General features: G+C 63.2%; 14 protein-coding genes. 3 read left to right on the plus strand and 11 right to left on the minus strand.

What is annotated here, in order from left to right; genetic code table 11:
- Nucleotides 1-100 precede the first annotated feature (100 nt).
- Nucleotides 101-1,102, plus strand: coding sequence for an adenosine kinase (locus ACS5Q1_RS09550; protein WP_203441858.1), 1,002 nt, complete (start codon nt 101-103; stop codon nt 1,100-1,102).
- 42 nt (nt 1,103-1,144) lie between these two features.
- On the opposite strand, the gene ACS5Q1_RS09555 is transcribed toward ACS5Q1_RS09550, so the two are convergent.
- Together ACS5Q1_RS09555 and ACS5Q1_RS09560 are read right to left on the minus strand one after the other, a co-directional pair.
- Nucleotides 1,145-1,840 (minus strand): gamma-glutamylcyclotransferase, encoded by a 696-nt coding sequence (locus ACS5Q1_RS09555; RefSeq protein WP_473097930.1) that lies wholly within the window; start codon nt 1,838-1,840, stop codon nt 1,145-1,147.
- 82 nt (nt 1,841-1,922) lie between these two features.
- Nucleotides 1,923-2,444: a YidH family protein gene (locus tag ACS5Q1_RS09560; protein WP_473097931.1), complete on the minus strand. Its 522-nt coding sequence runs from the start codon at nt 2,442-2,444 to the stop codon at nt 1,923-1,925.
- A gap of 278 nt (nt 2,445-2,722) precedes the next feature.
- On the opposite strand from ACS5Q1_RS09560, the gene ACS5Q1_RS09565 reads away from it, so the two are divergent.
- Nucleotides 2,723-3,685 carry a DUF2279 domain-containing protein gene (locus ACS5Q1_RS09565; RefSeq protein WP_473097932.1) on the plus strand — a complete coding sequence of 321 codons (963 nt, stop codon included), beginning with the start codon at nt 2,723-2,725 and terminating at the stop codon, nt 3,683-3,685.
- Between the two features lie 30 nt (nt 3,686-3,715).
- On the opposite strand, the gene coaA is transcribed toward ACS5Q1_RS09565, so the two are convergent.
- From coaA to hisB, 9 genes are all read right to left on the minus strand, one after another.
- Entirely contained in the window at nt 3,716-4,693 is a 978-nt protein-coding gene (gene coaA, locus ACS5Q1_RS09570; protein ID WP_203441854.1) for a type I pantothenate kinase, read from the minus strand.
- A gap of 23 nt (nt 4,694-4,716) precedes the next feature.
- Nucleotides 4,717-5,037, minus strand: coding sequence for a phosphoribosyl-ATP diphosphatase (locus ACS5Q1_RS09575; protein ID WP_203441853.1), 321 nt, complete (start codon nt 5,035-5,037; stop codon nt 4,717-4,719).
- 15 nt (nt 5,038-5,052) lie between these two features.
- Nucleotides 5,053-5,847 (minus strand): imidazole glycerol phosphate synthase subunit HisF, encoded by a 795-nt coding sequence (gene hisF / locus ACS5Q1_RS09580; RefSeq protein WP_473097933.1) that lies wholly within the window; start codon nt 5,845-5,847, stop codon nt 5,053-5,055.
- Nucleotides 5,848-5,947: 100 nt separating this feature from the next.
- Nucleotides 5,948-8,341, minus strand: a complete 2,394-nt coding sequence (locus ACS5Q1_RS09585) for a cadherin repeat domain-containing protein (protein ID WP_473097934.1) — start codon at nt 8,339-8,341, stop codon at nt 5,948-5,950.
- Between the two features lie 111 nt (nt 8,342-8,452).
- Nucleotides 8,453-8,914 carry a hypothetical protein gene (locus ACS5Q1_RS09590; RefSeq protein WP_473097935.1) on the minus strand — a complete coding sequence of 154 codons (462 nt, stop codon included), beginning with the start codon at nt 8,912-8,914 and terminating at the stop codon, nt 8,453-8,455.
- A 111-nt stretch (nt 8,915-9,025) separates the two neighbouring features.
- On the minus strand, nt 9,026-9,769 hold the full coding sequence (hisA, locus tag ACS5Q1_RS09595; RefSeq protein WP_473097936.1) for a 1-(5-phosphoribosyl)-5-[(5-phosphoribosylamino)methylideneamino]imidazole-4-carboxamide isomerase: 744 nt from the start codon (nt 9,767-9,769) through the stop codon (nt 9,026-9,028).
- On the minus strand, nt 9,757-10,407 hold the full coding sequence (gene hisH / locus ACS5Q1_RS09600) for an imidazole glycerol phosphate synthase subunit HisH (RefSeq protein ID WP_473097937.1): 651 nt from the start codon (nt 10,405-10,407) through the stop codon (nt 9,757-9,759). Before hisH ends, hisA begins: the two co-directional genes overlap by 13 nt.
- On the minus strand, nt 10,404-10,895 hold the full coding sequence (locus tag ACS5Q1_RS09605; protein ID WP_473097938.1) for a DUF2628 domain-containing protein: 492 nt from the start codon (nt 10,893-10,895) through the stop codon (nt 10,404-10,406). The genes hisH and ACS5Q1_RS09605 overlap by 4 nt, the downstream gene beginning before the upstream one ends.
- 73 nt (nt 10,896-10,968) lie before the next feature.
- A complete protein-coding gene (gene hisB / locus ACS5Q1_RS09610; RefSeq protein WP_473097969.1) occupies nt 10,969-11,556 on the minus strand; it encodes an imidazoleglycerol-phosphate dehydratase HisB in 588 nt (195 codons plus the stop codon).
- A gap of 182 nt (nt 11,557-11,738) precedes the next feature.
- Between hisB and hslV the strand changes: the two genes are divergently transcribed.
- The gene (hslV, locus tag ACS5Q1_RS09615) at nt 11,739-12,269 is read left to right on the plus strand and encodes an ATP-dependent protease subunit HslV (RefSeq protein WP_473097970.1); all 531 of its coding nucleotides are present in this window, start codon (nt 11,739-11,741) and stop codon (nt 12,267-12,269) included.
- Nucleotides 12,270-12,366: the final 97 nt, after the last annotated feature.

The raw sequence follows: 12,366 nt of genomic DNA on the forward strand, positions 1-12,366 counted from the left end.
CGCGGAAAACCGGATCCACTTTTCCGCACGATGCGCTGGACTTGACCGCAGGGGCGGTGGATGCGAAAGCGCCCCGTCTTTTCATAATCCCGGTTGCCTAATGTCCCAGACCCGCATCGACGTTCTCACCCTCGGCAACGCCATCGTTGACGTGCTCGCCCATACCGATGAGGCCTTCCTCCTGCAGAAGAAGGTCCACAAGGGCGCCATGCAGCTCATCGACGAAGCCCGCGCCGAGGAGCTCTACGGCGACATGGGCCCGGCAATCATCGTGTCGGGCGGCTCCGGCGCCAACACGGCGGCGGGTGCCGCTTCCTTCGGCGTCAAGGCCGGCTTCATCGGCAAGGTGAAGAACGACGAGACGGGCAAGCTCTTCGCCCACGACCTCAAGGCCATCGACGTGCATTACGATGTGGCTCTTGCCGAGGACGGCCCCGCCACCGCGCGCAGCTTCATCCTGGTGACGCCGGACGGCGAGCGCACCATGAACACCTATCTCGGCGCCTGCCAGAACCTCACCCCCGACGACGTGAACCCGGAGACGGTGCGTGCCTCGAGCATCGTCTATCTCGAAGGCTATCTCTGGGACCCCCCGGCCGCCAAGGAAGCCTTCCGCAAGGCGGTGAAGATCGCCCACGAGGCCGGCAACAAGGTCGCGCTCACCCTTTCCGACGCCTTCTGCGTCGACCGCTACCGCGACGAGTTCTTGGGACTCATGCGCGACGGCAGCCTCGACATCCTTTTCGCCAACATCCACGAATTGCAGAGTCTCTACGGCACGTCCGACGCGAACACCGCACTTGCTGCGTTGCGTGAGGAGAACGTGCTCGGCGCCATCACCCGCTCGGCGGAAGGCGCCCTGATCGTGAGCCGCGGCGAGACAAAGGCCGTGCCGGCCTTCCCCGTCGAGCGCGTGGTCGATACCACCGGCGCCGGCGACCTCTTCGCCTCCGGCTTCCTCGCCGGCCTGGTGAAAAACCTCGACCTCACCGATTGCGCCCGCCTCGGCGGCCTCGCCGCTGCCGAAATCATCAGCCACCTCGGCGCCCGCCCGCAGACGAACCTGCGTGAGCTGGCGCAGCAGGAAGGATTGTTCGCCTGAGGGAAATCCCCAGAATGATGCCACGGCCTTAGGATCGTGGCATCACCTGTCCGCCATCTCGTCGATCTTTGCCGCTACGAGCTTCTGCAATCGCCAGAGGTTGCTGTCGTGGATGCCGTGCTCTTCCAGATGCATGACCGTGTTGTGGAGATATTCAGCGCCTGAACCCCAATGTCCGCAGGCTCTGGCAAGCACATCGGCCACCTCCTCGGATGCAAGGCGTCCGACATAAGCCGGTGCCTTGCGGTTCATGACGAAGGTAAGGGCCGTTACAGGGCCGTCTTCGGTCGTAACTCTGATCCAACGCGGCATGCTGTTGGGCGGCTTCGCGGTGAACTCGCGGCGAAATAATTTTCCCAATTGGGCTTGCAACGATGCGCCCGGGAGCCGGTAGAGAAGTCCCTGGCATTGCCCCCCTCGGTCGAGCGCCATCATGAGGCCGGGTCGATCCTTCGTCGCGCGAAAGCGGGTGATCCTGAAACAGAAGGATCGGTGCCATCCATGGGCCGTGCCCCGCCGCGCCTCCACATGATCCACTTCCGGTTTCCAGATCAGGGAGCCATAGACGAAGAGCCAGGCATCATCGCCGGCAGGATGCGACGACAGCGTGGCTTGGACGATCGCGTCGTAATCGTCCTCGGTGTGATAGACGAGACCGGGTTCGGGGCCGGGATCGTCCAGGACACGATGAACGAGCGTCACAAGGTCGCGCGTGAGCGCCATCTGCCGGGCTTTCATCGGATCGACCGTTTTACCGCAAGGCTTCAAGCGGCAAAGATTACCGCAGAACGGACTCCGCCCAAAGAGGCAGAGACCGTCCTCAATCCCATCCCGTGCGCCCGAACCAGATGCTGAGCAGGGCAGCGAGCGCGACGAGTACCAGGAAGCCGTTGAAGATCACGAGCAGGAACGGCGGGATCCGCTGTACGTCGGGCTGCGGCGGCTGTGCGCCCGTAAAAATCTGGCGCCAGACCGCAGAGGCGAAGCAGAAAGCGCTGAAAAACACAAGGATTGAGCCGGTGGAGATGATCATCCAGTCTGGCACCACACCTTCCAAAAGCTTCTTCGCGCCGATGCCGGAGGCCAGCGACGCCAGACCGGTGCGTACCCAGGCGGCATAGGTGCGCTCGGCGGCAAAGACCGTACGGTTGGCGGCCAGTTCCGTGCGCCGGTCGGCGCTGTCCTTCATCTGCACGCTGGCGACGGCGGTGGTTGTGGCGGCAGCCTGCGTATGTTCGGCCGCTTCCTGCGTCTGCTCGGCGGCCTCCTGGGTCTGAGCCGCCGCCTCCTTGGCGTGCTCGGCGCTGCGCTTGAGCTTTTCGTCGACCGGCTGCGATGTCATGGGGCCTCCGTTCATCTGGAGGCACAACGCCCACGGTTACGGAATGGTTGGCGCTTTTCCGTTTACCTTTGTCGCCAACTTCTTGGCCCGGCGGGACCTAGCGTTCGCCGAGGGGTTGCGTTCCGCCACTTGCCATAGAAAGATCCTCCCAGGGGGCATTGGAAGAGGATTGGCCAATGCGGGTGGTCGCCTTTATCGCTTGCTTTGCAATCCTGGGCGCCGTTTTGCGCCCTGAGATATCCCTGGCGCAACCGAGCGGAACATCGGAGTCCCGCTCTGTGGCCCGAGCGAAGGGGCACCATACGAGAACGCCTGCGGTCGCGGCCACCACGGCTATGCCGGCTACGAAGGCAAGCCTCGAGCCGACGCCAATCCCTCCGACATTCTATTCAGTCAGCCAACTGGGCGATCATCTGCATGCGATCCGATGGGAGCTGGCCCTCGTTGGAGCAGGATTTGCCATTGTCGGCTTCAAGGACTGGGATTGGGGCAACACTTCCGGGTTTCAGACCATCGAGGAAGGATGGTTCGCCAAGAACACCCGCCACGGCGGCATGGACAAGATCGGCCATTCGTTCTCGACCTACGTCATCGCCGACCTCCTGACGGATAGGATCCGGGCCAATGCGTCGAATCCCATAGGAGCCCCGATCACAGCCGCACTCGTCGCATTCGGCATCATGGGGCTCGCCGAAACCATGGACGGGTTCACGGGTCGGCATCGCTTCTCGCGCGAGGATATCGTGGCGAACGGCGTTGGTGCGCTCTTCTCGATCGTCCGGAACTCCGTTCCCGGGCTGAGTGAGAAGCTGGACTGGCGGTTCATGTACACGCCCGCAAGCTACGAGCGGCCCGGCATCACGGGGGAGAACGGTATTCTCCCCCCGTACGAGCGCCAGCGCTACATCATGGCGCTGAAAGGCAGCGGGTTCGAAACGCTTAAAGATACTCCCTTCCGCTACGCAGAACTGCACGTCGGCTTCGATGCGCGTGGTTTCGAGGAGAAGGAGCGCGAGCTCGGCTATCCGATCGAGCGCTCCTTCTATGTCGGGGTGGGGCTGAACCTCAACGAGGTGCTCTTCGGAACGGGACCCAATCCGAATTTCGCTCGGTACAGGGCCACGCTGCCGGGCTGGGCTGCCCGCAAGACCTTGGAATACGTTCAGGTGCCCTATACGTCCGTTTATGCCAAGAGCCGCTTCTCGACGGTGCGCCGCGTGGGAACGACGTTTCAGGACTAGCGCATCGTGCGGACCTTTGGGTCCGATGCCCTAGAGTCGTCTCAGCGCCACCGTCTCGATCCGGTGGCTCGGGCCCTTTTTCAGGATCAGGCTCGCGCGCTGACGGGTCGGCACGATGTTTTCCTGCAGGTTCACCAGGTTGATGCGATTCCACAAGCCATCGGCGATGTTGATCGCCTCCGCCTCGGGCAGTTCCGCATAGCGCCGGAAATAGGACAGCGGATCACGGAAGGCCGTGTGGCGCAGGCGCAGGAATCGACTCACATACCAGCGGTGCAGATCTTCCTCGTCCGCGTCGATATAGACCGAGAAGTCGAAGAAATCGGACACGAAGGGGATGGCGGTTCCGTCCTTCGGCATGCGCGCCGGCTGGAGCACGTTGAGGCCTTCGACAATCAAAATGTCCGGCCGGTCGACCACGGTTTCCTCGCCGGGCACCACGTCATAGACGAGGTGGGAATAAAGCGGCGCCTTCACGTTGCGTTTGCCGGCTTTGATGTCGGCGAGGAAATGCAGCAGCTTTCCGGTATCGTAGCTCTCGGGAAAGCCCTTGCGCTCCATGAGGCCAAGCCGGGTCAGCTCCGCATTGGGCAGCAGGAACCCGTCGGTGGTGACGAGATCGACCTTCGGCGTGTTCGGCCAGCGGGCGAGAAGAGCTTTCAGCACGCGGGCGGTGGTGGATTTGCCGACTGCGACAGAGCCCGCCACGCCGATGATGTAGGGCACCTTCTCCTGCTGCTCGGCGAGAAGGAAGCGCTGGGTCGCCTTGAACAGCCCCTGGGTTGCCGCAACGTAGAGCGAAAGCAGGCGCGAGAGCGGCAGGTAGATCGCCGCGACCTCATCGAGGGAGATCGGATCGTTGAGGGATTGCAGCTGCAGCACCTCGTCGGCGGCCAGCGTCATCGGCGCATCGGCGCGCAGCTTGGCCCATTCGTCGCGGGAGAAGGTGCGATAGGGCGAGAGGCCGTCATCGTCCTCATCGGCGGAAATCAGGTTGGGCTGGTCCATGCGAACCACCTCTTTTCCATGTTTTAAGTCTTGCGTGCGGCCTTCTCCGCAAGACCCGACTGCGCCGTGCGGCGCTCCAGTTCGGCCATGACGTCACTTAGCGGAATGTTTGCGCCCTGCAACACGACCAAAAGATGATACAGCACATCCGCCGCCTCGGCCGTGAGGTTTTGCCGGTCACCTTCGACGGCCGCGATGGCGGCCTCCACCGCCTCCTCCCCCAGCTTCTTGGCCGCTTTCGCCGGCCCACCGGCGATCAGCTTGGCCGTATAGGATTCCGTGGCTGGCGCAGCCGCGCGCTCGGCGACGATGCGGGCGAGGTCGTTGAGGGTGAAGGAGGTCATAGTCTGTCCTTCTGCTCAGGCGGCGTTCTTCGCCGGCTCGTCCAGCCGCATCTTCAGACCCTTGTCAGCCATATAGCCCTTGGCTTCCGAAATCGTGTGGGTGCCGAAGTGGAAAATCGAGGCGGCGAGGACCGCGCTGGCATGGCCTTTCTCGACACCATCGACCAAGTGGTCGAGATTGCCGACGCCGCCAGAGGCGATGACGGGCACGGAGACTGCGTCGGCAATGGCGCGCACGAGCGCGAGGTCATAGCCGCCCTTGGTGCCGTCCCGGTCCATGGAGGTGACCAGCAGCTCCCCTGCCCCGAGTTCCGCCACTTGCTTGGCAAAGGCGATGGCATCGATGCCGGTGGCGTTGCGTCCGCCATGGGTGAAGATCTCCCAGCGCGGCTCTTCGCTTGTCCCCGAAACCTTTTTCGCGTCGATGGCGACGACGATGCATTGGTTGCCGAACTTTTCCGCCGCCTCGCGCACGAAATCCGGGTTCTTGACCGCGGCGGTGTTGATCGAGACCTTGTCGGCACCGGCGAGCAGGAGCTTGCGGATGTCCTCGACGCTGCGCACGCCGCCGCCGACGGTCAGCGGCATGAAGCAGGCTTCCGCCGTGCGCTGCACTACGTCGAGCAGGATCCCCCTCGCCTCGTGGCTTGCCGTGATGTCGAGGAAGCACAATTCGTCGGCGCCGGCCGCATCATAGGCCTTGGCCGCCTCGACCGGATCGCCGGCATCGACGAGATCGACGAATTGCACGCCCTTCACGACACGGCCATCCTTGACGTCGAGACAGGGGATGAGGCGGACTTTGAGCATCGGCTGCGTTCCCAAGAACAATGCCGGTCAGATGCCAAATTTCTCGCGCGCTGTCACCTATGACGGAAAAATGGTCATCCATGACGGAAAAAGGCGCCTGTCAGATCACGAGGAATTCCGCCGCATTCATGGCGAGCTTGAGCTTCTTGTCGAAGGTGGCGATCTGATAGGCCGCACCCTTGCCGGAGCCGTCGGCATCGTAGAGCAGGACTTTCTTCTTCGGATCGAAGATCAGGTAGTCGTTCTTGTCCTTCGCCTTCGAGCCGACGACGAAGAAGTCCTTGTTCAGCTTGACCGGCTTCTGCGGCGTGCCCTTGCCGAGCTTCTTGAAGATGGCCTTGTCGAGCAGGATGGAATCGTCCTTCACCGCATAATCGGCGAGCTTATCGAGATTGGCCTTCCACGACTTCTTGTCGACTTTGGCAGCGAAGACGAACTCGTCCTTGCCGGCGCCGCCCGTCAGCGTGTCGTTGTCCGTTCCACCGTTGAGCTGGTTCTTGCCCGCGTTGCCGACCAGCGTGTTGGCCCTCGCGTTGCCGGTCAGATTGAGCGCCGTACCGGCGCCGATCTCACGGGCCATCAGGATCTCGACCTCGGAGAAGGCAGCAAGGCTGAAGCTTGCATCGGTGAGAACCGTGTCCGCTCCACCGCCGGCGGCTTCGACGATCACATCGCCGGTCTCCACCAGATAGGTGTCGTTCCCGCCGCCGCCGCTCAGGGTGTCGGCTCCCGCACCGCCGGAAAGCATGTCGTTGCCGAGATCGCCAGAGAGATGATCGACGCCCTCGCCGCCCTCCAGGCCGTCGTCGCCACCGGCACCGATCAGGGTGTCGTTGCCGAGGCCTCCGCTCAGCCTGTCGCTACTCTCCCCGCCAACGAACCTGTCCGCCGCGGCCGTTCCCGTCACGGTTTCGGGATTTACGTCGATGAGCGTGATCGCGATCTCCTGCTCCAGGGTCTGTCCGCCCGCGTCGGTGACGCGCACTTTGATCCGGTGGGATGAGGCCTGCTCGAAATCGAGAGCCAGGCTGTTCTTCACCAGGATCGTATCCCCGGACAGCATGAAGCGCCCGCCGGCATCGTCGAGAAGCTCGAAGGTGAATTCCTCCTCCGCGTCCGCATCCTCGGCTGAGAGCAGGCCCGGTTGCGTTCCCGGTGCCGAGAGCTCACTGACGCGCGCGCCTCCGAGCGCGATCTTGGTCGGCGCCGCGTTGGTATACGTGCCTTCGGCATCGGTGATGGTTTCGATCCCCTGGCGGAACAATTGTCTTCGCTGAGCCAGCGAGAAAACATCGTCGGTATTGAGGTCGACGCGGTCGTTGCTGCCGGCCTCAGCCTTCAGGAGAAGCGCCGTCGCCTTGTCGGCAACCGTGACTGTTGTGCCCGATGCATTCGTCAGAACGATGTCCGAGAAATTCGCGATCGTCAGGGCGGCCAAATCGAATGCGTCGTCACCCACGAGGCGCAGAACATTCGTGCCGCCCTTCCCGTCGATGGTCAGAAGGTCAGCAATCTGGGCATCACCGGCGATGAAGGTATCGTCGCCGTCCGAGCCTTCGACGGTCTCGAACCATTGGCTGACGATTAAGTCGTGGGTACCGGATGTCGTCAGTCGGAGCGTATCGAGGCCGTCACTACCATAGATGGCCGTCAGCTCAGAAAGCTGATTGGCGCTGACGATGATGGTATCGTTGCCGACTGATCCCTGAACGATTTCAAACCCGGCGAAGATGGCTGGAGCCGTGAGGTCGAGAGGGCCGGCCTCCTCCATTCGCAATGTATCTTCGCCTCCCTGGGCGTTGAGCTCATCGCCGGCATTGAGGGTGCCGGACGCAACGTACAATGTTTCGTCGCCATCCGTCCCTGTCGCCTTGTCGACGGCGACCGTCAGGAATTCGCCGGAGGCGCGCTGCTGGTAGATGTCGGCGCCCGCTCCCTCCTGATCGAGCGAGGAGGACCACCACGCGGTGACCCATGAGCCGTCCTTCAGCACCGTGATGACGGGGGAGAACTGCCGTCCGTCCGTTGTCGTGTTGACGATGGTCTCGCCGCCGACCTTGCTGCCGTTCACGTCGTAGCGCTGCTGCAGGATGGCAGTGTTGGAGCCATCCCTGCCGTCGCCCGCCCAGGTCACGATCCAGCCGCCATCCGGCAGGGCCTTGGCCTGCCCGTTCACATGGACGCCCGCCTCGGTGGTGTTGACGCGTTCAATGGGTGTCGCCGCCGTTCCGTTTGGCAGGAATCGCTGCTGCTTGACGGTCGAAGTCGCTCCTCCGCTGTCTAAGGCCGACCAAGTCACGACCCAGCCGCCATCTACGAGAACCGTGACGCTGGGACCCGGGAGAAACGGCGCCGGGTCACTATGGATGGTGACGGGTTTTCCGTTCGCGGTGCCGTTCGCGTTGAAGAGATACTGAACGGCCCCGCCGCCCATCGGGCCGCCGCCTGCCCACATGGTGATCCAGCCGCCATTGGGCAGAGCCGCGGTGCTCACCGATTTCCTGAGGCCCGAGCCAGTTAAGATTGCGTCGGGATCCTCGGTGGGATTGCCGTCGGAATCATAGCGTTGCTGGTAAATCGTGTTGTCCGACAGGGTCCCCGACAGCTAGCTGACGATCCAGCCGCCCTCATTCTCGCCCTCCAGGGCGGTGACGAACGGGTACTCCTGAGATCCGGGGAGCGTGTCGCCGCCGACAAGGATCTCGCCGCCAGCCTTAGCGCCGTTAGAAGCATAACGCTGCTGATGGATTTGGTAGTTACCGTCGAGATCGTGATCCGACATCCAGGTGATGACCCAGCCGCCGTTGGGCAGCGCGGTCACCTGAGGGGCTTCCTGGTCTCCGGCGACCGTGGTGTTGACGTGGGTCTCTTCCCCGACCTTCTCGCCATTGGCCGCGTAGCGCTGCTGGTAGATGCCGCGGCCGTTGCCGAAGCCTTCTTTGGCGCTGTCGCGCCAGGTGACGATCCAGCCGCCGTCGCTAAGAGCGGCGATGCTCTGCTCGATCTGGGTGTTATCCGTCGTCGTGTTGACGCGGATCTCGCCGCCCTGAATCACCGTAAACGCCATGGAAGCCCCCGAGATGTAACTTTATCTCGAGGTTTTATAACCTATACTGGCGTCGTTAGGGAAGAAGCCTGGCCGTTCGACGTGAGCTTGAGAAATCCATAGGATTTGAATTCAAGCGCACACCGCCTTCAGTAGCGCCAGCGCTTCGCTCGGATCGATCCGCCCGTCATAAAGCGCACGACCGGAGATGGCGCCGTTGAGGACGGAGCAATCGGGCTGGGTCAGCCGCTCGATATCGGCCATGGAGGCAAGGCCGCCGGAGGCAATGACGGGGATCGAGACGGCGCGGGCGAGCCCCAAGGTCATCGGGAAGTTGAGGCCTTTGAGAATGCCGTCACGGGCGATGTCGGTGTAGATGATGGCGGCGACGCCCGCATCCTCGAAGCGGCGGCCGAGTTCCTCCGCTGACAGGGTCGAGGTCTGGGCCCAGCCTTCCACGGCGACGAGCCCGTCCTTGGCGTCGATGCCGACCGCGATCTTGCCCGGATGGAGGCGCGCGGCCTCGCGCACGAAGGCGGGGTCGCGCACGGCGGCTGTGCCGATAATGACGCGGGAGACGCCCTTTCCGAGCCAGCCTTCAACCGTCTTCATGTCGCGGATGCCGCCGCCGAGCTGCACCGGGATCGTCACCCGCTTGAGGATGTTTTCGACGGCGGAAGCATTCATCGGCTTGCCGGCAAAGGCGCCGTCGAGGTCGACCACGTGCAGCCACTCGAAGCCCTGGGCCACGAAGGTGGCAGCCTGATCGGCGGGATCGTCGTTGAACACGGTCGCCTGGTCCATGTCGCCTTGAATGAGGCGGACGCAGCGGCCCTCTTTGAGATCGATGGCAGGATAAAGGATCACGGGCGCCACCTTAGAAAATTGGCGATGAGCTTGAGGCCGAGAGCCTGGCTCTTTTCGGGGTGAAATTGCGTGCCGACGAGATTGTCCCGTCCGACGATGGCCGTGACCGGGCCGCCGTAATCGGCGGTGGCGACCACGTCGTTCGGATCGGCGGGCGAGAGCGCATAGGAATGCACGAAATAGGCGTGCAGACCGACCGGTCCGGTCGGAATGCCGTCGAGGATCGCGTGCGGCTTCACCTGTTGCAGCGTGTTCCAGCCCATATGCGGGATCTTGAGAGAGTGATCGCTCGGCGTAATCGCCTTCACGTCACCATGGATCCAGTCGAGGCCGTAGCTCGTCGTGTGCTCAAGCCCGCGCGTCGCCATGAGCTGCATGCCGACGCAGATGCCGAGGAAGGGGCGCTTGTCCTCATGGACGCGCCGTTGCAGCGCTTCCACCATACCCGGTACGGCATCGAGCCCGCGGCGGCAATCGGCGAAGGCGCCGACGCCCGGCAGTACGATCCGGTCGGCCTTGGCGACGAGGGTTGGATCGGAAGAAACCGTAATGGTGAGATCGAGCTCCGCCTCGCGCGCGGCCCGCTCGAAAGCCTTGGCGGCGGAGTGCAGGTTGCCGGACCCGTAATCGATGATGGCGACGCTCACCGGGGACGCTCCGCATCGGGAAAGAGGCCGATCACCGGTTCGGACCTCCGAGGAGTGGACAGGATGGATGTGGAGGCCGGGCTGCGGGGCAGGGAGGTCGGCCTGGCCTCGAGCCAGCGGGCGAAGGCCTTGGTTTCCGCTTCGTCCCGGTCTTCTGCTGTGACCGCATCGACCATGGGCAGGCCGCGGCGCGCCAGGGTCCAGCGCCTCAGGCTATTGGCCTCGAGCCCGATCAGGGCCTGCAGCAGAAGCTGCGCGACGGTGCTGGCAAGCGGATGCACGTCGAGCAGGGCCATGAGGCCGCCGAAGGCGAAGACGAGGATCAGCACGCCGATCCCGGCAAGCCAGAGCCGGTGGTAGAAGAACCACAGGAAGGTGAAGAAGAAGGCGCCCCAGGAAAAGGCATCCTTCACGAGCTCCGACTCGTCCAGAGCTGTCGGATCACCCGGCCGCGCATCGCGCGCGAGGTGCAGAGTAAAGGTGGTCATGGCGACGTTTCCTCAGGCCTCGTCCGGTGAGGTGACGCTGGCGTGCCCGCCGGACAAGGGATCTTAAAAGGATTTAGAGTGTACCCTTGGTGGAGGGAACGCGGCCCTCTTCCCTTGGGTCCAGTGCCACGGCCTGACGCAAGGCCCGTGCCAAGCCTTTGAAGCAGCTCTCGGCGATATGGTGGCTGTTCTCGCCGTAGAGCGTCTCCACATGGAGTGTCAGGCCTGCGTTGATGGCGAACGCCTGATAGAATTCACGTACCAGTTCGGTGTCGAAAACGCCGATCTTCTCCGTCGGGAAGGTGGTCCGGAACACGAGGAAGGGGCGGCCCGATATGTCGAGCGCCACGCGCGTCAAGGTCTCGTCCATCGGCAGATGGATGTCGGCATAGCGCGAGATGCCCTTTTTATCGCCAAGCGCCTGCAGGATGGCCTGACCGAGCGCGATCCCGGTGTCCTCGGTCGTATGATGCTGATCCACATGCAGGTCGCCGGTCACCTTCACGGTCAGGTCGAAGTGACCGTGTCGGGCAAACAGTTCGAGCATATGGTCGAGGAAGCCGACCCCCGTGGAGATCTCGGCCTTGCCGATTCCATCGAGGGCAATCGACACGGCGACATCGGTCTCGGCGGTGCGACGGCTAACGCTCGCGGAGCGCATCATCAAAATCCTTTGCGGAACAAGAGACGAGGCCTTCTAGCAAGACCTGCGCAGAAATGCCACCCGCGTTGCTTTTGCCCGATCAGTGATTAAGTCAGGCCTTGAAACGGCCGTGTGGCCGATGCTGATTAGATCCCGCCCTCCGGAGTTTGACCCTCGTGTCTGAAGACGCCACCCCCCGCATGCATGCCACCACGATCCTTATGGTCCGCAAAGGCGGCCGCGTCGTCATCGGCGGTGATGGGCAGGTCAGCCTTGGCCAGACCGTCGTGAAGGGCAATGCGAAAAAAGTCCGCCGCCTCGCCAAGGGGGGTGTGATCGGCGGCTTTGCCGGCTCCACGGCCGATGCCTTCACTCTGTTCGAGCGGCTCGAGGCCAAGCTCGAACAATATCCGGGCCAGCTCACCCGCGCCTGCGTCGAGCTCACCAAGGACTGGCGTACCGACCGCTACCTGCGGCGCCTGGAAGCGATGATGCTCGTCGCCGACAAGGATGTGGGTCTGCTGCTCTCCGGCGCTGGCGACGTGCTGGAGCCGGAAAACGGCATCATGGCCATCGGCTCCGGCGGCAATTATGCGCTTGCTGCCGCGCGGGCGCTCGCCGATTCCGACATGGATGCGGAAGCCATCGTGCGCCGGTCTCTCGCTATCGCCGCCGAGATCTGCGTCTATACCAATGCGAACATCGTCATCGAAACATTGGAAGCCGCGTAAAACCCGTTCGTGTCATCCCTGGCGGCCGCAACGCGGCCGGGAAGGGGATCTGGACATGGAAGAAAGCCTTGATTGTGGATCCTCCCCTCCAGCAGCC

The organism is Microvirga sp. GN3, assembly GCF_055792825.1.